At 60.1% G+C, this 22717-nt stretch carries 20 protein-coding genes and 1 tRNA gene; 16 read left to right on the forward strand and 5 right to left on the reverse strand.

Going from position 1 to position 22717, the window contains the following annotated elements; translation table 11 throughout:
- The first annotated feature begins 46 nt into the window (after positions 1 to 46).
- The 5 genes from prfB to ABXR19_RS05235 all read left to right on the forward strand — a co-directional run bounded on the left by prfB (position 47) and on the right by ABXR19_RS05235 (position 6599).
- Positions 47 to 1151, forward strand: a protein-coding gene (gene prfB, locus ABXR19_RS05215) for a peptide chain release factor 2 (protein ID WP_354600042.1) whose coding sequence is annotated in 2 segments (ribosomal slippage) — positions 47 to 127 and positions 129 to 1151 — 1104 coding nt in all. Because the reading frame shifts where the segments join, the coding sequence is not laid out codon by codon here.
- Between the two features lie 53 nt (positions 1152 to 1204).
- Complete coding sequence (locus ABXR19_RS05220) at positions 1205 to 1675, forward strand: VOC family protein (protein WP_354600043.1); 471 nt, start codon at positions 1205 to 1207, stop codon at positions 1673 to 1675.
- The gene (locus tag ABXR19_RS05225; RefSeq protein ID WP_354600044.1) at positions 1672 to 2958 is read left to right on the forward strand and encodes a hypothetical protein; all 1287 of its coding nucleotides are present in this window, start codon (positions 1672 to 1674) and stop codon (positions 2956 to 2958) included. Before ABXR19_RS05220 ends, ABXR19_RS05225 begins: the two co-directional genes overlap by 4 nt.
- Entirely contained in the window at positions 2955 to 3662 is a 708-nt protein-coding gene (locus tag ABXR19_RS05230) for a hypothetical protein (protein ID WP_354600045.1), read from the forward strand. Before ABXR19_RS05225 ends, ABXR19_RS05230 begins: the two co-directional genes overlap by 4 nt.
- 144 nt (positions 3663 to 3806) lie before the next feature.
- Complete coding sequence (locus ABXR19_RS05235; protein WP_354600046.1) at positions 3807 to 6599, forward strand: ATP-binding protein; 2793 nt, start codon at positions 3807 to 3809, stop codon at positions 6597 to 6599.
- A 122-nt stretch (positions 6600 to 6721) separates the two neighbouring features.
- Here ABXR19_RS05235 and ABXR19_RS05240 read toward each other — a convergent pair whose 3' ends face one another.
- Positions 6722 to 7453: a carboxylesterase family protein gene (locus tag ABXR19_RS05240; RefSeq protein WP_354600047.1), complete on the reverse strand. Its 732-nt coding sequence runs from the start codon at positions 7451 to 7453 to the stop codon at positions 6722 to 6724.
- 16 nt (positions 7454 to 7469) lie between these two features.
- On the opposite strand from ABXR19_RS05240, the gene ABXR19_RS05245 reads away from it, so the two are divergent.
- The 6 genes from ABXR19_RS05245 to ABXR19_RS19695 all read left to right on the forward strand — a co-directional run bounded on the left by ABXR19_RS05245 (position 7470) and on the right by ABXR19_RS19695 (position 12890).
- On the forward strand, positions 7470 to 7976 hold the full coding sequence (locus ABXR19_RS05245; protein WP_354600048.1) for a hypothetical protein: 507 nt from the start codon (positions 7470 to 7472) through the stop codon (positions 7974 to 7976).
- A gap of 211 nt (positions 7977 to 8187) precedes the next feature.
- Positions 8188 to 9270, forward strand: a complete 1083-nt coding sequence (locus ABXR19_RS05250) for a GGDEF domain-containing protein (RefSeq protein WP_354600049.1) — start codon at positions 8188 to 8190, stop codon at positions 9268 to 9270.
- 410 nt (positions 9271 to 9680) lie between these two features.
- Positions 9681 to 11195 (forward strand): lysine--tRNA ligase, encoded by a 1515-nt coding sequence (gene lysS / locus ABXR19_RS05255; RefSeq protein ID WP_354600050.1) that lies wholly within the window; start codon positions 9681 to 9683, stop codon positions 11193 to 11195.
- Positions 11196 to 11303: 108 nt separating this feature from the next.
- Positions 11304 to 11900, forward strand: coding sequence for a xanthine phosphoribosyltransferase (gene xpt, locus ABXR19_RS05260; RefSeq protein ID WP_354600051.1), 597 nt, complete (start codon positions 11304 to 11306; stop codon positions 11898 to 11900).
- 56 nt (positions 11901 to 11956) lie between these two features.
- A tRNA-Ser gene (locus ABXR19_RS05265) sits at positions 11957 to 12046 on the forward strand.
- Between the two features lie 514 nt (positions 12047 to 12560).
- Positions 12561 to 12890 (forward strand): hypothetical protein, encoded by a 330-nt coding sequence (locus ABXR19_RS19695; protein WP_494338510.1) that lies wholly within the window; start codon positions 12561 to 12563, stop codon positions 12888 to 12890.
- Positions 12891 to 13101: 211 nt separating this feature from the next.
- Here ABXR19_RS19695 and ABXR19_RS05275 read toward each other — a convergent pair whose 3' ends face one another.
- From ABXR19_RS05275 to ABXR19_RS05285, 3 genes are all read right to left on the reverse strand, one after another.
- Positions 13102 to 13866, reverse strand: coding sequence for a hypothetical protein (locus tag ABXR19_RS05275; RefSeq protein ID WP_354600053.1), 765 nt, complete (start codon positions 13864 to 13866; stop codon positions 13102 to 13104).
- 8 nt (positions 13867 to 13874) lie between these two features.
- Positions 13875 to 14906 carry a DGQHR domain-containing protein gene (locus ABXR19_RS05280; RefSeq protein ID WP_354600054.1) on the reverse strand — a complete coding sequence of 344 codons (1032 nt, stop codon included), beginning with the start codon at positions 14904 to 14906 and terminating at the stop codon, positions 13875 to 13877.
- Between the two features lie 554 nt (positions 14907 to 15460).
- Positions 15461 to 16855, reverse strand: a complete 1395-nt coding sequence (locus tag ABXR19_RS05285; RefSeq protein ID WP_354600055.1) for an amidase — start codon at positions 16853 to 16855, stop codon at positions 15461 to 15463.
- Positions 16856 to 17113: 258 nt separating this feature from the next.
- On the opposite strand from ABXR19_RS05285, the gene ABXR19_RS05290 reads away from it, so the two are divergent.
- The 4 genes from ABXR19_RS05290 (at position 17114) to ABXR19_RS05305 (ending at position 21029) form a co-directional block, all read left to right on the forward strand.
- Positions 17114 to 18211, forward strand: a complete 1098-nt coding sequence (locus ABXR19_RS05290; RefSeq protein WP_354600056.1) for an ABC transporter ATP-binding protein — start codon at positions 17114 to 17116, stop codon at positions 18209 to 18211.
- A 17-nt stretch (positions 18212 to 18228) separates the two neighbouring features.
- Complete coding sequence (locus ABXR19_RS05295; RefSeq protein WP_354600057.1) at positions 18229 to 19275, forward strand: ABC transporter substrate-binding protein; 1047 nt, start codon at positions 18229 to 18231, stop codon at positions 19273 to 19275.
- Between the two features lie 87 nt (positions 19276 to 19362).
- Positions 19363 to 20217: an ABC transporter permease gene (locus tag ABXR19_RS05300; protein WP_354600058.1), complete on the forward strand. Its 855-nt coding sequence runs from the start codon at positions 19363 to 19365 to the stop codon at positions 20215 to 20217.
- On the forward strand, positions 20214 to 21029 hold the full coding sequence (locus ABXR19_RS05305; protein ID WP_354600059.1) for an ABC transporter permease: 816 nt from the start codon (positions 20214 to 20216) through the stop codon (positions 21027 to 21029). Before ABXR19_RS05300 ends, ABXR19_RS05305 begins: the two co-directional genes overlap by 4 nt.
- A 64-nt stretch (positions 21030 to 21093) precedes the next feature.
- Here ABXR19_RS05305 and ABXR19_RS05310 read toward each other — a convergent pair whose 3' ends face one another.
- Positions 21094 to 21444 (reverse strand): hydroxyisourate hydrolase, encoded by a 351-nt coding sequence (locus ABXR19_RS05310; protein ID WP_354600060.1) that lies wholly within the window; start codon positions 21442 to 21444, stop codon positions 21094 to 21096.
- Positions 21445 to 21478: 34 nt separating this feature from the next.
- On the opposite strand from ABXR19_RS05310, the gene ABXR19_RS05315 reads away from it, so the two are divergent.
- Complete coding sequence (locus tag ABXR19_RS05315; RefSeq protein WP_354600061.1) at positions 21479 to 22699, forward strand: MFS transporter; 1221 nt, start codon at positions 21479 to 21481, stop codon at positions 22697 to 22699.
- Positions 22700 to 22717: the final 18 nt, after the last annotated feature.

Raw genomic sequence — 22717 nt, forward strand, 5'->3', positions numbered from 1 at the left:
GTATAATCCGCGCCCTGTTCATGGAAAGTGTCACGGAAAGCCAACAATGGAAGCAGAACGCCTCAACGCAGTCTCGAACAAGATGTCCGACCTGAAGATCCGCGATCAGGATCTCCGGAGGTATCTTTGACTACGACAACAAAGCAGAAAAGCTGATCGAGGTCAGTAAGCAACTGGAAGATCCAGCGGTCTGGAATGATCCGAAGCGCGCCCAGGAAATGGGCCGCGAGAAGAAAGAACTCGAAGGCGTGGTATTCACCCTGGATGGCATCAGCCAGGGTCTGGTGGATTGCGCCGAGCTGTTCGAGCTGGCCAGCTCCGAGGATGACGAAGAAACCTTCGTGGCGGTGGAAACCGATGTGGTCGAAGTTGAAAAGCGCGTCGCCCTGCTTGAGTTCCGTCGCATGTTCAACAACCCAATGGACCCGCAGCCGGCCTTCATCGAAATCCAGTCGGGCGCGGGCGGCACCGAAGCGCAGGACTGGGCCAGCATGCTGGAGCGCATGTATCTGCGCTATTGCGAACGCAAGGGTTTCACCGTCGAGCTGATGGAAGAGTCCGAAGGCGAAGTCGCCGGCATCAAGAGCTGCATGATCAAGGTCACCGGCGAATACGCTTACGGCCATCTGCGCACCGAAACCGGCGTGCATCGCCTGGTGCGCAAGAGCCCGTTTGACTCCAGCGCGCGTCGCCACACGAGCTTCGTGTCGGTCGTGGTGTTCCCGGAAGTTGACGACTCGATCGAGATCGACATCAATCCGTCCGACGTGCGCACCGACACCTATCGCGCCTCCGGCGCGGGCGGCCAGCACATCAACAAGACCGATTCGGCCGTGCGCCTGACGCACATCCCGACCAACATTGTGGTGCAGTGCCAGAGCGACCGCTCGCAACACCGCAACCGTGACGAAGCCTGGAAGATGCTGCGCGCCCGTTTGTTCGAGCTGGAATTGCGTACGCGCCAGGCCGAGCAGCAGAAACTGGAAGACGCCAAGAGCGACATCGGCTGGGGCCACCAGATCCGTTCCTACGTGCTGGATCAGTCCCGCATCAAGGATCTGCGCACCAATTATGAAGTCGGCAACACCCAGGGCGTGCTCGATGGCGATCTGGATGACTTCATCCAGGCCAGCCTGAAACAAGGCGTTTAAGGCTCACGCGCGGAATGAGCCAAGGCAGCTTGCCTGAGCAAGTGCAATGCGAGGTGATCGGCATCGATCACCTCTACATTGCAGTTTCGGACTTGGCCAGGTCCGAAGCGTTCTACGACAAAGCCTTTGCCGTGCTCGGCTTTCGCAAAAATCGCTTCCAGATCAATAACGAACCACATGTGCAGTACTACAACCGGCATTTCGGATATGTACTGCGGCCTGCTCGCACACAGCATGTTCACGATGCCTATGCGCCGGGTCTGCATCATTTCTGTTTCAGGGTAGAAACGGCTGCCGAAGTTGAACGCTTGGCGCGGCAACTTGAGGCCTGTGGCATCAAGGCTTCAAGCCCCGAAACCTATCCGGACTATGCACCCGATTACGTTGCAACTTTTTTCACCGATCCCGATGGCATCAGGCTGGAAATTACCAATTACCGCATGGAGCGCCGCGAACGCCACGACAGCTGGAATGATCTGCCTGGCAGCCCCAGCAACAACTGTAATCACTCTGACGGTTCATGACTGAGTTTCCCGATTTCGACCTCGCTGAATTCCTGACCCCCGGCATCGAGCCCGACGACGTGCCGGCGCTGTGGTCGCTGGTGCGCTCGCGCGAGCTGATCAACACCTTCATCACGCTGTTCCGTGGCGGCGAGGAAGAGGTCTTCATCCGCCTGCACGTGCTGCGCGAAATCGGCGGTCGCGCGGATCATCCGCGCTGGCTGCCCGAAGAGCTGCGCCGCCACTTCGCCTACATCGATCCGATCAAGCTCGAAACCGTGCTCGGGCGCCTGCGCCACAACAGCCTGCTGATCTACGGTGAGGATGGTGCTTACCAATTCTCCGATGCGGGCCGCAACGCCGTCGCGGCGATGGCCGTGCTGCTGCGCTTTGGCGAGAACGAAGATGCCGAGCTGGGTTTTCTCACGACTCAGCTGGCTGGTATGCAGGCCACCGGCACGCTCACACCCGAGTTGCTGCAGCATCTGCTGGCCAAGCTCAATGCGCTGACGGCTTCGTTTGAGGAAGCCATCGCCTCCGGCTCCGAATTCCGCATTCTGGATGCACGCTCGCGCCTGACCGGCAATATGCGCTGGCTGGAAAAAGGCACGAATGTGCTACGTGGCCTGCTGTCCACCGAGGAAATCACCCCGGAAACCAGTCGCATCGCACACTCCATCGGCCTCGCGCAGAGCCGTCTGGCGCGGGTCGACGCGGCCTTTCAGCGCGCCCTCAACAAGATCGAATCGCAGCGCGTCACCCTGGGTTCCTCTGGCGTTTCGTCTTCGGACGCTGCGGCCTGGCTGCGCAGTCTGGACATCCGGCGCATTGCCGCGCTGGCCGATTCCGCCCTGTGCGCCGGCACGCAAGTGCAGTTCGTGGCGGGCGGGCATGAGTTGCTGGACCGCGCCGAATCCTCGCTATCCGAAGAAGTGCGCCAGATGGAGGCCGATACCACGCTGCCGCCGTCTGCAGATGCACCCCATGATGAAGTTGCGCCAACCGAAGATCTCGGCCTGCTGATTCGCCTGAGTGAACGCGTGGCTGCCATCGCCGAATCCAGCCCGGCCAGCAAGCTGATCCTCGGCGGCGGTTTCGGCCCGGCCAGTTATCGCCTGTCGCTACTATCCCTGCTCGGCAACGAAGAAGCCCAGGCCGAAGGCCCGGTCTCCGACCTGACCCAGATGCCTTATGACCTGATGCTGGAAGACTGGCTGGTCGAAGTCATGGAAGACGAAATCTCGCACATCTCCGCCGGCAACGTTGTTCGCCGCGACACCCCGAATGTGGAGCCCCAAGCATGAATCAGGACATCACCAACCTCACCGCCCGCCTGCTGGCCCACCGCTGGCTGCCGCGCACCGATTTGCAGGTGCGCCGCGTACTGGTCGACGAGGCTTTCCGCCTTGAGCTGGAAACGCGCCTTGCCGCCGTCGGCCTGCAACTGCTCGACAATCCTTTCGCCGAACACGTTGCCGTCGGCCTGCAGGACGAAGTCACAGACGCTGTCTTCGGTGGCCGCGATTATTCGGCCAGCACCATGGGCCTGACGCGCGACGAAATCGCCCTGCTGATCGTCATCTGGACCCTGATCATCCTGCCCAAGCGTGAACGCCAGCTCGGCCGCCGCAGCGTGGAGGATGACGGCCAGAACGACATGTTCGGCCAGGAAAAACCCATCGAACACGGCGAGAGCGTCTCCGGCGCGGTGTCCGAAGCCTCACTGCTGGCCGATTTCGGCACGCAACTGGGCGGGCGCACCAAGATCCGCAACTTCGCGCTGGGCAAGCTCGCCCGTCTCGGTTTCATCGAGCGCCGCAACGGCTACCTGTTCGAAGGCCCCCTGCTCGATGTGCTGCTGGACTACCGCGTACTGGCCGACCGCATCATCAACGGCACCCTGGCCGACGTGCTGGCCGCTGCGGGCCGCGCCCTGCCCGCCAGCCTCACCATTGAGGAGATCGATGAAGAGATCGATCTCGACAACGAAGTGGAATCGCGGCGCTAAGCCAACACCCATATGCCAATAACCGTTCGTGCTGAGCGTAAGGAGTATCACGACAGGAGTCGAAGCACTGCGTGCCCGCAGACCTGCCCTTCGACTTCGCTCCGCTACGCTCAGGGCGAACGGCTTTAACAGCCAGGACACAAGATGTTCCACATCCGCGATATCGAACTCGTTCACTGGGATTTCTGGCGCCGCTTCACGCTGCCGCTGGATGCCCAGATCATCACCATCGTCGGGCCGAACGGCTCGGGCAAGACCACGCTGCTGGACGCAATGCGTACGCTGTTTGCGCTCAAGTGTTCGGGCAAGCGCGATTTTCGCCGCTACGTGCGCCGCTCCAACGCGGGCTTCGCGTGGATTCGCACAAGCGTGTCGAACAAGCCCGGCAACACCGGCAAGCGCCCCTTCTTTCCGTGCATGAAGGACGACGTAACGCTGGCCTGCCGCATCAAACGAGCCGGCGGTGACTGGATTCGTGAGTACTGCATCGAGGACGGCATCGTCACGGTCGAGCAACTGGAGGAGTCCGCCCAGTTCATCGGTCTGCGCGATTACCAGTCGCGTCTGGCCTACGCCGGCCTGACCCCGGCGATTGCCAAGGTGCTGTCACTGGAACAGGGCGACACCGACAAGCTCTGCGAATACTCGCCACGCTCCTTGCTGGATCTGGTGTTTGACGTGTTCGGCGACAAGGAAGTGCTGGACAACTATCAGGCCGCGCGTGAGGAACAGAAAACCGCCCAGCGCGAGCTGGAAGCGCTGGCGCTGGATCTGGATCGCCTCAAGGCGCAGGCCGAGAGCAAGCGCATGGAAGCCGAGCGCTTTCTGGAGTGGCGCGAGCTGAACAAGGAAGCCACCGATCTGGAGGCGGAAGCGATTTCACGGCTGGAAGTGGCCGAACTGCAGACCGAAATCGGCAGCTGGCGTGGCAAGCTCGCCCGCGCACGTCTGGACGTGTATCAGGCCGAGCACACACTGAGCAGCTCAGACACGCGTATGGCCGCGCTGGCCGGTGAAAAGGCTCAGGCCGAGCACGCCTTGAACAGCGCCAGCGCGCAGCTCAAGGATCTGGACGGTACCTGGCTCGCCGCCCGCGACAGCCTGCGCGACGTCGACAAGAAGCTCGCCGAGCGCGACGCCCTGCGCGAGCGCGTGACGCGCGAACATGGCGCGGCCGCGCTGGACTCCGAGGATGCGGCCGCCACGGCCTACAACGACTGGCAAGCTGCGCGCAGCAAGGTCAAGGAACTGACCGCCCGCTTCGAGGAAGCCAGCACGCGCCAGCGCGAAGCCAGCAGCAAAAGCGGCGCGCCACAGGATCACGAGGTGCAGCGTTTCCGCAGCGCCCTCAACGAGGCCGGCATCGACCATCGCCTCCTCGCCGAGATCACCGAAATTACCGACCCGGCCTGGCAAGGCGCGCTGGAAGCCATTCTGCGGCCCTATCGCTCGCTGATCCTGCTGGAAAATGATGGCGACCGGCACACCGCCTGGGCGCTGGGCGAGCGCGAGCGCTTCCGCCACTTCATCGTCGCGGATCGTGCGCCCTGCCCCGAGGTGCTGCCCGGCAGCCTGCTGGAAGTCGTGAATTTTGCCGGCGAGCCGCCGAAATGGCTGGCCGAGCTGCTCAACCGCATTCGCCGCGTCGACAATGCCCAGGCTGCCGGCAAACTGCCGCGCGATCAGGACTGGATCACCCGCGAGGGCTATCACCGCGAACGCCGTGGGGCGCGCCATCTGGGCGTACCGCACGATTTCTGGTTCGGTGAACTGGCGCGCAATGCGCGTCTGGAAGGCTTGCAGCAGGAGATCGCCGAGCTCGATAAACAACTGGCCTGGGCGCGCAAGAAGCAGGACGAACACGAAGCCGCGATGAAAACCGCGCGCGAGAAACTGCTAGGCATGCAGGCGGCCGAATTGCTGCTGGCCCGCGCCGCCGAATTCGAAGCTGGCGAACAGGACAAGCCGGCCTTGCAGGCAGCCCTGCAGCGCGCCGAAAGCGAACTCGCCGCCGCGCGTGCCGAAGTGGATCGCGGCAAGGAACGTATGGCCGGCATCGCCATCGAGGCCGACCGTCGCTCGCGTGATCTGGCGCAGGCACGCGAGGTCCTCAAGCGCGTGGCCGGCGAATCGCGCCCGCAACGCCTCGAGCAAACCGCCCGCCTGCTGCGCCTGCGCGCCAAACGCAAAGGCATGCCCAAACACTGGCTGGACGCCGAGGCGCAGGCCGAGTTGGCCGAACACTACGGCGGCCTGGCCGGCGCGCGCAATGAGCTCAACCGCTTGAAACGCCGCCTGCATGACGGTGACTGGCCGCAGGACGAGTCCGTGCTGATCGTGAAGGAAAAGATCGGCATGGAGCTGACCCAGCGCGAAGGCGATTACGGCCAGCGCATGGCTTATTCCGAGCGCACCAAGAGCATGGTGGATGAGGCCCGCGCGGCCTACATCGCCCGTCTGCGCGCCACCGTGCGCCAGTACGGCAAGAACCTGCGCGCGCTGGGCGATCTGTCCGGCGTGGGCGTGGAATGTCCGGTGCCGACGCTGGAGAATGACGACGCGACGCTCGCCGCCGCCGGCCTCGAAGTGGCTTTCGACTTCGACCAGAAAGGCGCACAGACGCTCAATGACGGCGAAGCCTCGGGTGGCCAGCAGGTGATGAAGTCGCTGATTTTGCTGATCGCGCTGCTGATGGACGATGCCCGCCCCGGCGGCTTCGTCTTCATCGACGAGCCTTTTGCCCACCTGGACGTGGCCAACATCGACCGCGTCGGCGCCTTCCTGCGCGCTACCCGCGCGCAATACCTGATCACCACGCCGGTGACGCACAACGCCAACGTGTTCCAGCCGGCGCAGCTCACCCTGATCACGCGCAAGAAGAAACCGGCCGACAGCTGGGCACCGCCCATCGGGGTATTGCGCCGGCAGATCGACTGAAAACCGCAACGGGCGGGCCTCTTCACAAGGCCTGCCCGCACAGCCATACCCAGCAAGCATCTTCAGACACCATGCCCGCTCAGGCACGGCCAGAGCGGCTCTACGAGGCAGGCTCCGAAACCCTAGCGGTGGTACTGCAACAACCAGTCGTAGATGCTTTGGTCGTAGGGATTGAGGACATCCGTCCCGATCATGGTCTCCAGCGTAGAAGTCATGCCGCTGAGGTCGTAAGTCCGCGCCCAGGAACTGTGCGCAACGTTGGTATAAATGGTGAAACGCGGCGCCACAGCGGGTGCTGGCGTACAGGCTTTTAAACCATCAAAGGCCTGCTTGGAATGGTTTGGAACCACAGTGGGATCAAGCGCTCCGTGGAAGAACCACACGGGTATATTTTTCCAGCCACATTGCAGGCCGGCAAAGCTGTATATCGCCGCCACCGGAATCACCGCAGCGGCCTCGCCTCCGGCGTAAGCATCCAGATATGCGTACAAGGGGCCGCCCCCGCCTGACAAACCCGTGAGATAGATGCGCGATGTATCGATCTTGTAGTTGGCTTTGGCAAACTGGATGAAATCATGCACGGCCTGCGCTGTGCGCGTCTGCGTATTCATCTGCGGCGACAGCACGATGAAGCGGTAGGACGGGTCCCACTTCGACAGCGCGATCTGTCTCGCCAATCCGTCGTCATCCACTTTGCCAATATCCGCAGCAGAACCCGTCCCGGTCTGACCGTTGCCATGAAACGCGATGATCACAGGCCAGCTTGCCGTGCTGGCGTAAGTCGTCGGCACATATTCGGCATAGCCCAGCGCCTGTGCTGCGCATGCAGAACCTGCAGCCCGGAGCGTTTGCACGCCAGGAATAGGTACGATGGCAGGCGCACACGCCAGCCCAGCCCCCCCCGAAGACGAACTGCTTGAACTACTTGAGCTACTCGAACTGCTCGAACTGCTTGAGCTACTCGAACTGCTCGAACTGCTTGAGCTACTTGAACTGCTCGAACTGCTTGAACTGCTTGAACTGCTGGATGAACTGCTGCCACCAGAGCTTTCCGTTTCGCTGGCGCCGCCGCCTCCGCCGCCGCAGCCAGACAGCACCAGGAGACATACCACAGCAAGAGGCAGCACGACTTTACAGCGGCCATTCCGGTTTAATGAGTTCATGTCGTGCTCCCTTTGTTTGTTGAACAACGATGAAGCGCAAAACAACTCCCCTCAAGGCCGGAGAGACTCATGGCAAGCTCACCGGGACAGAAGGAAAGCCATTTTCCAAACGAGGTTTAATAAACAGCCAACAATCACCAAGCGGCTCAGCTCAATACAACTCGACGAAATATGGCGACCGCCCATAGGGGTATTGAGGCAGAAAATCGATTGAAAGCGGCGTCGGACGGGCGTCTTAAAAATGCCTGCCCGCACATCCTCACCCAGCAAGCGTTTCCAGCCATCATGCCTGCACAGGATTGACCAGAGCGGCTCTACAGGTAGGTTCATTTCCTGCCGTCCGTCCTGCCCGCTCACAAATGGGTCAAGAATCCGCCGCGCACGCCGTTAGATGGCCCTAATGCGCTGTTTTCGGACCCGTATCCATGCGAACTGAAGTCGCCCTGCTGCGTCTGCTCAAGAAGCTCCAGTCACTGGAAGCCTCGCGTGATCGGCTGGCCATCGCCGAATCCGTGGTGATCGCCACGCTGGAAATCCTCGACGCACGCTTTGCCCTGCTCCACGGCTTCCGCGCCACCTCGCACGGCTACATGACCGCACCGCTCTCCTGGGTCGTTGAAGGCGGAGAATCGGCGACCACAAATCTGGATCATCTGGATGCGGAAGAAAACCATCTGACGGCCGAACCGTTGCTGGAAGAATGCGCGATGGCCGCAAATGGCTACGCCATCGCGGAAGAGAGCGGGCGCTGCACCTTGGCCTTTGCCATCGGCCCGGTCGGCACCCCGGTCGCAGTGGTGGAAGCGCATTGCGACGCGCCCCCCAGCGATGACTTGCGCGATTGCGTGCACGAACTGCTCGCCATCTACGCCGAGCACATCGGCCTGCTCGACTACGCCGAACTGGACACGCTGACCAAGCTGCAGAACCGCAAGACTTTCGACGAAAATTTCGACCGCTTCATCGGCATGGTGGAGCAAGCCGTCCAGCGGAGGGATGAAAGCATCAACCACGCAGACGTCGATGATCGTCACTGCTGGCTGGCGGTGGCCGACATCGACAAGTTCAAACGCATCAACGACAACTTTGGTCACCTGTTTGGCGACGAAGTACTGATCCGTTTCGCCGACATGATGAAGAAAAGCTTTCGGGGCAGCGACAAGCTGTTCCGCTTCGGCGGCGAAGAATTTGTCGTGCTGCTGCGCTTCATCACCGCCGAAAATGCGCACATCGTGCTTGATCGCTTCCGTGTCGCCATTGAAGAACATGAGTTCCCGCAAGTCGGTCAGGTCACCTGCTCGATGGGCTATGTGCAGATCAATCCGCTGCTGACTCCCGCCGAAATCCTCGGCCGCGCCGACGAAGCTTTGTATTTCTGCAAGGAAAACGGCCGCAACCAGATCCAGCGCTACGAAGACCTGGTGGCCCAAGGCTTGATTGAAGGCCCAGTCGCAGCGCCAGAGACCAGTACCGATCTGCAGGCCGACATCGACGCCTTGTTTGATTAGTCGCTTACTCGCACGAGTCGCGTACATACGCGAGTCGCGAGTCGCAAGTCGCTAAAACTCACCCGCACGCTCGAGCAGCCCGCAAAGCCGCGCTGGTCTTGCTTGTGCAGACATACCACCTGAAGAGGCAGGCTGGGTGCGACTCTACAGACAGGCCATCACTGAAACGGCGAACATCCCACGCCCAGCGCCCACGACTTGCGACTTGCGACCTGCGACTTGCGACTCGCGACTTGCGACTTGCGACTCGCGACTTGCGACTTGCGACTCGCGACTTGCGACTTGCGACTCGCGACTCGCGACTCGCGACTCGCGATAAGAGCGGCTCGCGATTTGCGCTCCGATCAGTCAAAATAGCGATCTTTCGCGCAAGCGCCCTGCTTGTGCCACGCTCATTGCGAGAATCGACCATGTCCGAACAGAACAATATCCCCGCCGACGCACCCGCGCAGGACGAGAACCACATCATCGCCGAGCGCCGTGCCAAGCTGGCCGAATGGCGCAAGACGGGCGCAGCCTATCCGAACGACTTTCGCCGCGAGAATCTGGCCGGCCATCTGCACACTGCCTGTGGCGAAAAAAGCGCGGAAGAGCTCGAAGCCACCCCGCTGACGGTGTCCGTCGCCGGCCGCATCATGCTCAAGCGCGTGATGGGCAAAGCCTCTTTCGTGACGATTCAGGACATGTCGGGCCGCATCCAGCTCTACGTCACCCGCGACAACGTCGGCGAGGATCTGTACACCAGCTTCAAGACCTGGGACATCGGCGACATCGTCGGCACCACCGGCATTCTGGTCAAGACCAAGACCGGCGAGCTGTCGGTCAAATCCGAATCGCTGCGCCTGCTCTCCAAGTGCCTGCGTCCACTGCCGGACAAGTTCCATGGCATGTCGAATCTGGAAATGCGCTATCGCCAGCGTCACCTAGACCTGATCACCAACGATGAATCGCGCGCCACTTTCATCGCCCGCAGCAAGTTGATCTCCGCGATCCGCCGCTACATGGACGGCCACGGCTTCCTCGAAGTCGAGACGCCGATGATGCACCCGATCCCCGGCGGCGCCTCGGCCAAGCCCTTCGTCACCCATCACAACGCGCTGGATCAGCAGATGTTCCTGCGCATCGCGCCGGAGTTGTACCTCAAGCGCCTCGTGGTCGGCGGCATGGAAAAGGTCTACGAGATCAACCGCAACTTCCGCAACGAAGGTCTCAGCCCGCGCCACAACCCCGAATTCACGATGATCGAATTCTACGAAGCGTATGCCGACTACCGCACGCTGATGGACTTCGTCGAAGGTCTGCTGCGCCACAGTGCCCGCGAGGCGCTAGGCACCGAGCAGTTCCAGTACCAGGGCCGCGACCTCGACCTGTCCAAGCCCTTCGACCGTCTCACCGTCGTTCAGGCCGTGATGAAGTACTGCCCGGAATTCACCGAAGCCCAACTCGGTGATGCCGCCTGGCTGCGCGAGCAGCTCACCGCCCGCAAAGCGATGCCGAAGGGCACGGTCGGTCTGGGTTCGTTGCAACTGGCCTTCTTCGAGGAAACCGCCGAAAGCCTGCTGTGGAACCCGACCTTCATCATCGACTACCCGGTCGAAGTCAGCCCGCTGGCCCGTGCGTCGGATGCCAACCCCGGCATCACCGAGCGCTTCGAACTCTTCATCGTCGGCCGCGAAATCGCCAACGCCTTCTCCGAGCTGAACGATCCGGAAGATCAGGCTGAACGCTTCCAGGCCCAGTCCAAGGCCAAGGATGCCGGCGATGATGAAGCCATGTATTACGACGCCGACTACATCCGCACCCTCGAATCCGGCCTGCCCCCCACCGGCGGCTGCGGCATCGGCATCGACCGCCTGATCATGCTGCTGACCGACAGCCCGGCAATCCGCGATGTGATCCTCTTCCCGCAGATGCGTCCGGAATAAGGCAGCGTCTCAGTAGACCAAGCCACAAACCGGGCGCACTCACCACGCGCCCGGTTTGCACATTCAGCGTCCCGAACCTTCAATCAAAACACCTTGCGCATTGCCATCATGACCGACATTCTCACTCGTCCTTTCCCCGAACTCGTTCAGCGCGTAGAGCGAGAAGGCATCGTGCAAGGCAACGAAATCCTCAAGATTGATCACTTTCTGAACCACCGCATTGAACCCTCGTTCATGCAACGCATGGCCCGTGAGATCGCGACGCGCCTGCGTCCGTTCAAGCCTGAACTGATCCTCACTGCCGAAGCCAGCGGCATCGCCCCGGGGCTGATGGTCGCGCTCGAACTTGATATACCCATGGTCTATGCCAAGAAATATCATCCAGAAGTCGAAACACCCATGCTCTCGCGTCTGATCCCTTCTCCCACAAAAGGCGGCGAAGTGCGCATGGTCGTCAGTCAGCGTTATATCCAGACAGGTCAGCGCATCGCCATCGTCGACGACTTCCTGTCCAACGGGCGTACCGCACTGGCGCTGATCGAAATTGCCCGCGAAGCAGGCTGTGAATTGGTTGCCGCGGCTTTTCTGGTCGAAAAGTGCTTCAAGCGTGGCCATGAACTGGTAGAAGAAGCTGGCGTCCCGCTCATCACCTTGGCGCAAGTCGAAAAACTTGAAGACGGCAAAGCCCATCTCAAGCAAAGCTGAAGCTGCGCTGAAACGCTGGCGCGAACGCGATTGGCTCTATATAATGCGCCGCTCGCGGAGAGGTGGCAGAGTGGTCGAATGTACCTGACTCGAAATCAGGCGTAGGTGTAAGCCTACCGTGGGTTCGAATCCCACCCTCTCCGCCAGCAATTCATCGAAGACCCGCACAGCCAATGGCTTTGCGGGTTTTTCGTTTCTAACTACCCCCCGCGCCACCCCCCTACAGCATTCTGCTAAGCATTGACGTTTGTGCTGGGTGTCATTGCGACCGCATTTCAGAGCGTCTCCCTAGAACCAAGCCTTTCCCTCTCTGGCCATGAAGAGATTGTTGCTTGCTCGCAACAAGGGCATGTACAACTAAGAACAAAGAGCGACAACGCCATTTTCTTTATAAAACAATTACTTAAAAAGATATTCCCCTGTGGTAGCGTCCAGCTTTTAACTGAAGGAGCGCACCATGCATCCGAAGTACGAAGCCGACAACATCACGAGCGACTGGGGCATTTTGGTCAATGAGCACCTTGCCGGGTACGGCATCACCTGAGCAAGCATCGCAACCAACTCTTTGCCAACAGGCGCTGCAACAATCTGCTTCGAGGTATCAACGGCTACGTCTGGACAATAGAAGAAGGTGGAGGTTCGGCGGGGCTCCATCTCCACATTTGCATTTTCTACACCGGGGAAAGTCGAGCTGACGTGTACCTCACCCGAAAAATCGGCGAATACTGGGTGAACGTGATAACGCAAGGTATTGGCAGATACTGGAACAGTAATGCCCAGAAGGAAATCCATGAGGAATACGGGCATGGAATAGGCACGGGGCAAATTAATCGCCACGACACAGAGAAGCGGGAGTCTCTACGGAAAAACCTGCAGTACCTATGTAAAACAGATCAGGCGGTATCGAGTAGAGAAGGCCAGCGTACCAAGGCATTCGGCACTAGCCAGGTGCCTCGTGCAAGATCTTTTGATACGAAAAAACCTGGCTGACCGACCTGATCCCTGCTCGGCACCCAGCGTGGTGCGCAGATGCCGAGCAGTCGATATCGACCCACAAGAGACATTCGACATCCGACGGCTCTGCGGCAGGTTTCTGAGCGGAACGGAGCGGTCATTCCGAGCAACTGCTCACCGACAAGTCATCGGCCAAAGCCGACTTTGGACCGTTGGCCAATATCAGACGGGAATGTATCGCTAAGAGTTAGGGCAACAACATGCGAGCCCCTGGCATCTCGCCGTGCCGGTCTCGAAACAAGCCTGCCAGAAACTTCGCGTCATCCTCTAAAAGTACGGCGGGCGGAACCATTGCCGCAAACGCAGTCTTTGCTGCCTGTATCGCTGCAATTGGAAGCGCGATTATTGCGTGATCGGGATCGAAGGCAAAGGTTGTGCCATTGTCATTTATATAAGCAAGCAGTAGGCGTCTTATGTTCTCTGACGCAATTTTTTTGAAGAACAGAGGTGCAGCTGGCTCATGGAATTTTGCGTTCTTGTAATTTATTTCTTCCCTTCGATCCATCATCCAGTCAAACGGCTTTTGGATACCTATTAACTGTGTGACCATAGGCGCGCCGGGAAAGTGTACGGTGTATTGCTGCAATATGACCTTGTGCGTATTTCCGCTCAGTTTTGTAGGGGCCTGTCCGGAGGCTGCTAGCAGCCGGTAGGGCGTACCCTTCTGGCCGACCACATGGTAAATGATTGCATACTTATGCGCGGCGAGAACGGCACGGAGTGCGTAAAAAACGGCGTAATAGAGCTTCACCGTGGACCACGAAAACATCTCACGCTGGATTCCCTGTATGGCATCGCCAACCGAAACAACTGCCGAATACAAGTAACTCTTGGCATCCTCAGCCAGTTCAAGTTCCAGCCTGCTGGCTGTCGTTGGATTAAGCGCTATGCCCGTCGGTGCATTTCCAGCAGGATTGATGAAAGTGTCAAAGTACTGCTGAGCCCTATGCATCGCGGGCCTTAGATTTCGAAGGTCTTCTGCTTACCTGCATCTGGCTCAAACGCTTCGACGAGCCGGTCGTAAACTTTCGAAACTGCAGCGCTACCGCCGAGTCCCTTAATCTCAGACTGCCAGATCAGTCGGTCGCCTTCAAGGTTCAGTGCATCCCGAATTGTGTCAGCCTTGAACGACTGCTTCGTGCTGCAATAAGAAACAAGTTTCTGTTGAAAAAACTGTGCGGCGGCCATGAATCCGGCGGCGTACAGAAATACGTTTTCCTTGCTTCCCCATTGATCCTTGTATTTCGATGCGATGGCCAAAAATAGATTCAGGATGATTTGTCGCTCGACTTCAAGTTCTTCAATTCCAATCTGTTCTAGTGCGCCTTTCGCTTCCACGATGGGCTTGATCGCAGTAACCGCCGTTGAAAACGCGATACCCCCTTTGCGGATTGGTGTACCCGGCAGTTTCAATAACCCAAAATATGGAGAACTCTCGAACGTATGCAGATTCATGGCAATGTCCCGCGCACGAAGCGCTGCGGGATCAACGCTGCCTTCACTAGCGATTCCGAAAAGGTCAAACACCAAGCTACGCGGTACCGGCTTTTGCTCTTCGTTAATTGAGAGAAAGATATCCGCGCACTCTCTGGACGTCAGGTTCTGATAGATCACCACCGGCAGGTCCATCGAACCAATGTTTTCATTTTCGACAATTGCCGCGCGTATTCCCGCGATGCGATGTTGTCCGTCGATGATCTGCGCGGATCGCGGAGCGTCTTCAAACTGAAGGTTTCCACCAACAATGGAAAGAGGGTTGTCTTTGCTGACCCAATTCAAGACGATGGCGTTGGGGTAGTCCCCCCCGCGCAGCGTGAAATCCTTGATACTTGCAATTCGGCTTGTATTGAGAACACGCTGAATCGAACCCTCTTCGGTATCTTGACCGCGCACCGACGCGTATGACAGTGCAACAACCCAATGGGCGGGCATTGTGGTGATGAAGAAATCGCGATTCGATTGCTTTGCATGCAGAAACGGAGATGTTTTCATGGTGTTTTGGTTCTAGGCCATTTATCGGCTGCAGTTGCCGCTTGCAGTATAGATATTACCCTGAGTCTGCGAACGGCCGCATCCAGGAAGCGAAACACGCAAATGCTGTACGTTACCCTACGGCAACTTTCGGGAGTGGCGGAGTCCGGAGTGGGTCGGGTCCGGCTATCGCCCGAAGCGCGACAAGCGGCCATTGATCGCCACCAGCAGGTAACCGGCGCATTGCCGCTCGAATCCGGCCCAAGGTCCGCTCAGGCCGAGCTCCGGGCGCTGAGATTCGAACCGGCAGAGGCGACTACAGGCCTCACTGCTTTCGCCGACTCATCGTCGGCCATTCCGGCCATTCGCTTTACGGTCCTAGTCGGTCGGCAATGTGGCGCTTAGCGGCCGCTTTGCTTTGAAACCTGACTGGCTTTGTAACAAACGTGAAGCCGCCATCACCTTGATCCGCTGTAGTGGCTGCACGCCCGTTGAAAAAACATCTACCGCCGAGAGGCACTCACTTGGCACCCAAGCTCTAGCGTTAAATCCTCATTTGCTTTCACACACCAGTATCAATCCAACTGCCAGGCACTTTCTATTTGCCAAGCAGCGGCCAAAACGAGCGCATCGGCATACCGTGGCCCTACTATTTGCAGGCCAACTGGCAAGCCCTGCCGACCTTTACCACACGGGATCGACACCGCGGGCACATTGCAATAATTGAACAGCGGGGTATACGCCGCATGTCCTCGCGGCCCGGCGGGTCTGCCACCAATGACAGGCGGGCCAAACTGATCTATTGGCCAGGCCTCAACCGGCGAGGCGGGGCAGAGCAAGAGATCGTAATCTCCGAAAAATGCGGCCAGCGCCTGAGCCAACTTGTCGCGCAACATCAGCACAGCGGCCAGCTGCGAGCCGGTGACCTGCTGGCCGAGGCGGATCTGGTCGGCAATGTTGGGATAAATATCGTTCGGCGCACTTGCCAGCGCCTCGCTAAACATTGCTGCCAGCTCCGCCTGCTGCAAGACCAGCAGCGGGTACTCGCGCGCCGAAGCCGGCCAGTTCGGGCTCGCCTCGTCGATCTGCCAGCCGGCTGCACGCAAGCGCTCGACCGCCGCAAGCATGGCTGCCGCAACATCGTCATCAATCGCGAAATCACAGCCCAAGTCCAGCGAGGAAGCGATGCGCAGGGGTGGCAGCGGTGCCTTCAGCGTGGGCATTGCGCGCAGTTGCGCGAAGTCCGGCTGCGAGAGCGGATCACGGGCATCGTAATCCGCAAGCGCGTCGAACATCAGTGCCACGTCTTCCACATCGCGCCCGACCTGACCGATCACCGACAGCATGTGACTGGGGTCATCAAAACCCCAGGGGTTGGGCACGGCGCCGAGGGTGGGTTTGAAACCGACCAGTCCGGTGTGGGCCGCAGGGCGCCGAGTCGAGCCGCCCGCGTCGGTCGCCAGTGCCAGCGGCCCCATGCCGGCCGCCACCGCCGCGACTGCACCGCCTGATGAGCCGCCGGGCGTGCGGCTCAGATCCAGCGGATTGCGCGTCACGCCATGTAGTAAATTATTGGTGATGCCCATGCAGGCGAACTCGGCACAGTTGGTGATGCCCAACATCACGCCGCCCAGTGCACGCAGGCGCGACACGCACCAGGAGTCACGCGGCGCCACGAAATCCTTGAACAAGCGTGAGCCAAACGTGGCTGGCAGGTCGCCCACCCACAGGTTGTCCTTCGTCGTGAAGGGCACGCCCGCCAGCGGCAGGTCTTCGCCCGCCGCCAGACGTGCGTCCACCGCCGCCGCTTCGGCCAGAACGGCCTCGCGGTCAAAGTAGATCAGCGCATTGAGCGCAGGATTCTCGCGCTCGACCTGATCACACACCGCTGCAGCGATCGCTTGCGCGCTCATTTCGCCACCCCGAACTAGGCCTGCAATATCGCGCGCCTTCATCCATTCGATCTGCATCTGTTCACTCCCGATCTCATACAAGCAAGCACCAAAGACGTCCAGAAAACCGCATTGAAGCCCAAATTTAGTGCAATGTTTAGTTGAATAAATTGTGTACAACATTGCCAAAAACAGATTCTACACAAACAACACATAAGACATAAGCCAATGTTTTAAATAAACAAAAATCAAACAAAAATTGTTCATCAAGTCAATTGAAGAAGCTGGCACTACACTTGCTAACAGGCTGATATCAGTCATTTTTCGTACCTGAGCATGAGCACTCCTGGCCACGGCTTCAGCATCACGCTGGACGACATCCTTCACCAATACGGCAGCTCGATCGCCGTTGATCATGTCACGCTGGAAATTGCCGCCGGCGAGCTAGTCTCCCTGCTCGGCCCATCAGGCTGCGGCAAGACCACCCTGCTACGCATCATCGGGGGCTTCATCCAGCAAACCTCGGGCCGCGTCATTGTGGGCGGCCGGCCGATTGATGATTTACCACCGAACAAGCGCGCCGTCGGAATCGTGTTCCAGAACTACGCGCTGTTCCCGCACATGAACGTAGCCGACAACATCGCCTACGGTCTGGCTGCGCGCGGTGAAGACCGTGCCTCCCAGAAAAAGCGCTGCGGTGAAATGCTGGAGCTGGTGCAGATGGCTCATCTTGCCGACCGCCTGCCGCGCGCACTCTCCGGCGGCCAGCAACAACGCGTGGCGCTGGCACGTGCGCTGGCGGTTGAGCCGCGCATCCTGCTGCTGGACGAACCCTTTGCCGCGCTCGACAAGAGCCTGCGTCTCGATATGCAGATCGAGATCAAGCGCATCCAGCGCCAGTCCGGCACCACCTGCATCATGGTCACCCACGATCAGGAAGAAGCCCTGTCGATGTCCGACCGCGTGGCAGTCCTCAATCGCGGCAAGCTGGAACAGTTCAGCACGCCTTCTGAAATCTACGACCGCCCGCAGAGTCTCTTCGTCAATCAATTCGTTGGCAGTGCCAACCAGCTGCACGGCACGCTGACCCCCTTGTCAGCGACCGAATGCGAAGTGCTGCTCGCCAACGGCCAGCGCCTGCGCTGTGCTGCGCCACGCGAAGCCTTGAGTGAAGGCAGCGCGGTGATTGCCTGCGTCCGCCCGGAAAGCCTGCGCTTAGGCATCGATGATATTGATATTGGTATTGCTGCCACGGTCGAACTGGGCATGCCGCTCGGCCCCACCATCGTGCACGAGGTCGTCACCGACGACGGCCTGCGCATCAAGACCTCGGAGCCGCGCCTGCCCGGCCTCGAACCCCGCGCCCCCGGCACACGCATCAGCGTGAGTCCGCTCGCCGCCACATCCATCCAGGTTTTCTCAGCCTCAGCCTGACCCGAAAGGAGCTTTACATGAACCTCAACCGTCGCCGCGTCCTGCAATCGGCGCTCACCCTCGCCGCCGTGCAGATGTTCCCAGGCATCTCTCATGCTCAGGCACGCCGTCTCGTCTTCGCCACCTTCACCGGCAGCTGGGAAGAAGCGCACAAGGCGGTGCTCGTACCCGCCTTCCGCAAGGCCAACAACAACGCCGACATCTCGCTCGACCCAATGTTGTCGGTCGACCAGATCGCCAAGGTCACAGCCGTCCGCAACAACCCGCCCATCGACGTCATGCTGCACGATCCGGGCCCTGCGCTCACCGCCGTGGCGCAAGATTTGGTCGAGCCCTACCCGGTCGCCAAGAGCAAGTATTTCAAGGACCTCATCCCCGAAGCACAGGAAGTGAATGGCCCGGCGATTTTCTTCCAGGTTGTCGGCCTCACCTATAACCCCGAAACCGTCAAAAAGGCGCCGACCTCGTGGCATGACCTGTGGAAGCCTGAATTCAAAGGCCGCGTAGGCATCACCAACATGAACTCCACGCTGGGCACCGGCTTCATGGTTGAGCTGGCGAAAATGCTCGGCGGCTCGGAATCGAATATCGAGCCCGCCTTCAAGGCCATCCAAGAACTCAAGCCCAACCTTGCTGCGGTTGCTGCCAACCCCGGCCAGCTAGCCTCACTGTTTCAGCAAGGGCAGATCGATATCAGCCCGGGCAATTTTAATGCAATCCAGATTCTCAAGGCGCAAGGCGTGCCAGTGGAATGGGTCGCACCGAAGGAAGGCGCAATTGCCTTCAAGACCACCATCCACATCGTCAAGAACTCGCCCAACCGCGAGCTGGCTGTCGCTCTGATCGAAGCGGCCATGTCGCCCGAAGTGCAAAGCAAGCTGATGCAGGCGCCCTACCTCGTCGTGCCGACGAACACCAAGGTCAAGATGGAAGGCGAGATCGCCAAGGTCCTGGCCAAGGACCACGCCGAAATGAAGAAGAAGTTTCTGTTCCAGGACTGGAAGAAGATCAACGAGCAACGCTCGGCCTGGATCGAACGCTTCAACAAGGAAATCAAGCTGTAAGGCACAACCGAAAGTCACCGTCATCCTGGCAAAAGCCGGGATGACGGCCCCCATGCCGTTACAACACCACTTTTCAGGACATCGCCCGTGCGCACCTTCAATCCGGTCACCGTTTACGGCCTGCGCTTCGCCATGCCACTGGCGGCGTTCTTCGTCGCTTTCTTCCTCACGCCGCTGTTGCTGCTGCTGTTCATCAGCCTGCACAACGACACCTCGCTCACCGAATTCGGCATCACTCAATACACCAAATTCTTTACCGAAGGCTTCGCCCTGCCGATCCTTGCCGACACGCTGTGGCTGGGCGTGCAGGTCACCCTGCTGTGCCTGGTGCTGGGCTATGCGCTAGCCTGGGCCTTCGTGCGCAGCAACTCCACCATGCAATCCGTGCTGATGATGATCATCGTACTGCCGCTGCTCACTAGCGTGGTGGTGCGAACTTTCGCCTGGATCGTCATCCTCGGCCGCCAGGGCATCATCAACTCGGTGCTGCTGCAGTGGGAATGGATCGAGACGCCCCTCAAGCTCATCTACACCCGCCCCGGCCTCGTCGTTGCGCTGGCCAATGTGCAGCTGCCACTGATGGTGCTGCCGCTGATCACCACCCTGCAGCGCCTTGAGCCCAACCTCGAAGACGCCTCATCCATCCTCGGCGCCAGCGCTTGGCGCACCTTCATCAAGGTCACGCTGCCGCTGACTCTGCCCGGCATCATCGCCGGCTGCCTGCTGACCTTCGCGGCGTCGATTACGGCCTTCATCTCGCAATCGCTGATCGGCGGCGGGCAGATGCTGTTCATGCCGATGTACATCTACCAACAAGCCTCCACGCTGCAGAACTGGCCCTACGCCGCCACCATTTCGCTGATCTTCCTGGTTGCCGTGATGGGCTGCGTGACCCTCTTCAATTACCTCGGCCGACTCTCGAAAGGCTACGCGACAACATGACTCTCGGACATCGCAACAGCCTCTCCGACCTCAGCCTGCGGGTCACCCTGTGGGGTCTCGCTGCGCTTTCCATCATCCTGCTGATGGCGCCGACGCTGGTCGTGCTGATCGTCTCTTTCACCAGCGGCTTCTCGCTGAAATTCCCGCCGCCGGGCTATTCGCTGCGCTGGTACGAGGCGCTGTTCGAAGCCTGGCAACTGCACTTCGCCGCATGGAACAGCATCAAGATTGCCGGCCTCACGACCCTGCTATCGGTCGTGCTGGGGGTTTCTGCCTCACTGGGCATCGCGCGTTCAGAAAAGATGATGGCCCGCGTGCTAGATTCATTTTTCATGTCCCCCCTGATCCTGCCGGCGCTGGCCTTCGGGCTGGCAGCGTTGATCTTCTTCAGTCAGCTCGGCATGAGCGCCTCGGTCACCACGCTGGTGATCGGCCACACCGTCGTGTGCATTCCCTATGTGATGCGCACCACCGTCGCGGCGCTGGCCCAGCTCCCGGCTACCCTGCTCGAAAGCTCGGCCAGTCTGGGTGCCGACCGCTGGTACTCGTTCCGCCGCGTTACCCTACCGCTGATTGCGCCGGGCATCGCCGCTGGCGCCTTCATCGCCTTCATGTCCAGCTTCGACAACGTGCCCGTCTCGCTCTTCCTGCGCGACGCCCGCACCGACATGCTGCCAATTCGCATGTGGCAAGACCTGGAAGGCAAGCTTGACGTCACCATCGCCGCACTTTCAGGCGTGATGATCTTCGCCACCCTGATCCTGATGATCGTGATGGAGAAGCTCACGGGGATTACGAAGCGCATGCGCTGACATCCCAGCACCCCTCTCCCCCAACCCCTCTCCCGCACGCGGGAGAGGGGAGTGGCAACGACGTTCAGGCCCCGCGAAACAAAGAGTAGCCCCAGGGCGTCATTTTCAAAGGCAGATGATAGTGCTGCGACGGATCACGAATCACAAAGCGGAAGGGCAGCACGTCGAGAATGCCCGGCGCGCTGCCGCTGGCCTCAAAGTAGGCGCCTGCGTAGAAGCGCGCCTCGTAGGTGCCCACCACGATGACCTCGGTGCGCGTTACAGGGTCTTCCCACACGCCGATCTCACTCAGGGTACCTCTCCCCAGCAAGCGACTCTCCGGCGCCAGCATCCACAATTCCACCTGCATGCCACGCGCCGGAACGCCTCGCGCCACATCCACCCCGTGCATCGATATTCCACCAGCCATATCCATTCCCCTCATCAGAGCTATTGTCGAGTGCAGTCGCATGCCTGAGGCTCGTCCCGAAAACTCCACTCGCAAGGAGCGTGCCCTGCTGTGGCCTGCCCTCGCCAGCATGACGGCAGTACAAGCCGTGATAGCGGCCGGCATTTTCGGTCTGGGCATTGCAGCCCCTTTGATCGGTCTCCCGGTAGCGCAACTCGGCTGGCTCAACGCACTCATCTTTGGCCTCGGTGCCTGTGGTGCCTCGCAAGCTGGCGGGTTGTGCCAGCGCTGGGGTGGGGTACGCGTAACCATTGCCTGTGTGAGCTGCGTTCTGCTGGCCAGCCTGCTGCTGAGTTTGCCCCTGAGCATCACGGTATGGCCTGCCGCGATCCTGCTGGGTCTGGCCTTCGGCCCTGAAACCCCGGCCAGCTCAGCCAGCCTGGTGCGCGTCACCACGCCCGCGCAGCGCAACGGAGTGATTGCCCTGCGCCAGACCGGCAATCAATGGGGCGCCATCGCCGCCTCGCTGTGCCTGCCAATGCTTATGGGATACAACCGGACAGCAGCTTTCGGACTGCTGGCGCTTCTCTGCCTATTGCTCATCGCCGCCCTGATGTCACTACTCAGGATTGATCAGATCCCCCTATCCGACGCCGGCAGCGCAGGCAGTTTCAGCCATGCCTTGCTGCCAACTCTGGCCGCACAATGCCGCAGCCCCGGCATGCCCGCCTTGCTTGCCCTCTCGGCCAGTTATGCGGCCATTCAGATCGCCATCAATGGTTTTGCCTTCTCTTATCTGGTACGCGTTCTGGAGCTTGCACCCGCCATCGCCGGAATCCTGCTTGCCACCGCCCAAGGCGCCGGACTAGTCGCGCGTATCCTGCTCGGCACCTGGGCACGTCACGCCACCAGCACAGCGCTTGCCTTGGGCTGGATTGGCCCCGGCATCGCGCTCAGCGTCACCACCCTTGCGCTGATGCCGGCGGGGCAGGCCAGCGCGCTCTTGTATCTGCTGATGTTCGCCGTCGGTTTTCTCGCCTCGGGCTGGAATGGCTTGCTGCTGGCCGAACTGTCGCGCCGGGCTGGCCCCAGCCGCACCGCTGCGTGGACAGGCGCCACGATGACCGTCAGCTATGCCGGTCTGGTGACGGCTCCGCTGCTTTTCACCCTGAGCAGCGTCGGCATGCGCAGCACCTATCTTGTACTGGCGGCTGCCTGCGGCCTGAGTGGCATCGCCGTGCTACTGAGCAGGCCGGCACAGAGTGGTGCAAAAACACAGTAAACGCACCAGCGCGGCGCA

Origin of the sequence: Uliginosibacterium flavum (assembly GCF_040566545.1) — a bacterium.
GTDB lineage: Bacteria > Pseudomonadota > Gammaproteobacteria > Burkholderiales > Rhodocyclaceae > Uliginosibacterium > Uliginosibacterium flavum.

What these genes read in the sequence shown, in the direction of transcription:
- ABXR19_RS05275 (WP_354600053.1), bottom strand. Translation starts at nt 13,866, where the DNA reads ATGCATAGGGCTCAGCAGTACTTTGACACTTTCATCAATCCTGCTGGA.
- ABXR19_RS05235 (WP_354600046.1), top strand. Translation starts at nt 3,807, where the DNA reads ATGTTCCACATCCGCGATATCGAACTCGTTCACTGGGATTTCTGGCGC.
- ABXR19_RS05310 (WP_354600060.1), bottom strand. Translation starts at nt 21,444, where the DNA reads ATGGATATGGCTGGTGGAATATCGATGCACGGGGTGGATGTGGCGCGA.
- ABXR19_RS05245 (WP_354600048.1), top strand. Translation starts at nt 7,470, where the DNA reads ATGGCAGGCGCACACGCCAGCCCAGCCCCCCCCGAAGACGAACTGCTT.
- ABXR19_RS05230 (WP_354600045.1), top strand. Translation starts at nt 2,955, where the DNA reads ATGAATCAGGACATCACCAACCTCACCGCCCGCCTGCTGGCCCACCGC.
- ABXR19_RS05285 (WP_354600055.1), bottom strand. Translation starts at nt 16,855, where the DNA reads ATGCAGATCGAATGGATGAAGGCGCGCGATATTGCAGGCCTAGTTCGG.
- ABXR19_RS05315 (WP_354600061.1), top strand. Translation starts at nt 21,479, where the DNA reads ATGCCTGAGGCTCGTCCCGAAAACTCCACTCGCAAGGAGCGTGCCCTG.
- ABXR19_RS05280 (WP_354600054.1), bottom strand. Translation starts at nt 14,906, where the DNA reads ATGAAAACATCTCCGTTTCTGCATGCAAAGCAATCGAATCGCGATTTC.
- ABXR19_RS05305 (WP_354600059.1), top strand. Translation starts at nt 20,214, where the DNA reads ATGACTCTCGGACATCGCAACAGCCTCTCCGACCTCAGCCTGCGGGTC.
- ABXR19_RS05290 (WP_354600056.1), top strand. Translation starts at nt 17,114, where the DNA reads ATGAGCACTCCTGGCCACGGCTTCAGCATCACGCTGGACGACATCCTT.
- ABXR19_RS05295 (WP_354600057.1), top strand. Translation starts at nt 18,229, where the DNA reads ATGAACCTCAACCGTCGCCGCGTCCTGCAATCGGCGCTCACCCTCGCC.
- ABXR19_RS05225 (WP_354600044.1), top strand. Translation starts at nt 1,672, where the DNA reads ATGACTGAGTTTCCCGATTTCGACCTCGCTGAATTCCTGACCCCCGGC.
- lysS (WP_354600050.1), top strand. Translation starts at nt 9,681, where the DNA reads ATGTCCGAACAGAACAATATCCCCGCCGACGCACCCGCGCAGGACGAG.
- xpt (WP_354600051.1), top strand. Translation starts at nt 11,304, where the DNA reads ATGACCGACATTCTCACTCGTCCTTTCCCCGAACTCGTTCAGCGCGTA.
- ABXR19_RS05250 (WP_354600049.1), top strand. Translation starts at nt 8,188, where the DNA reads ATGCGAACTGAAGTCGCCCTGCTGCGTCTGCTCAAGAAGCTCCAGTCA.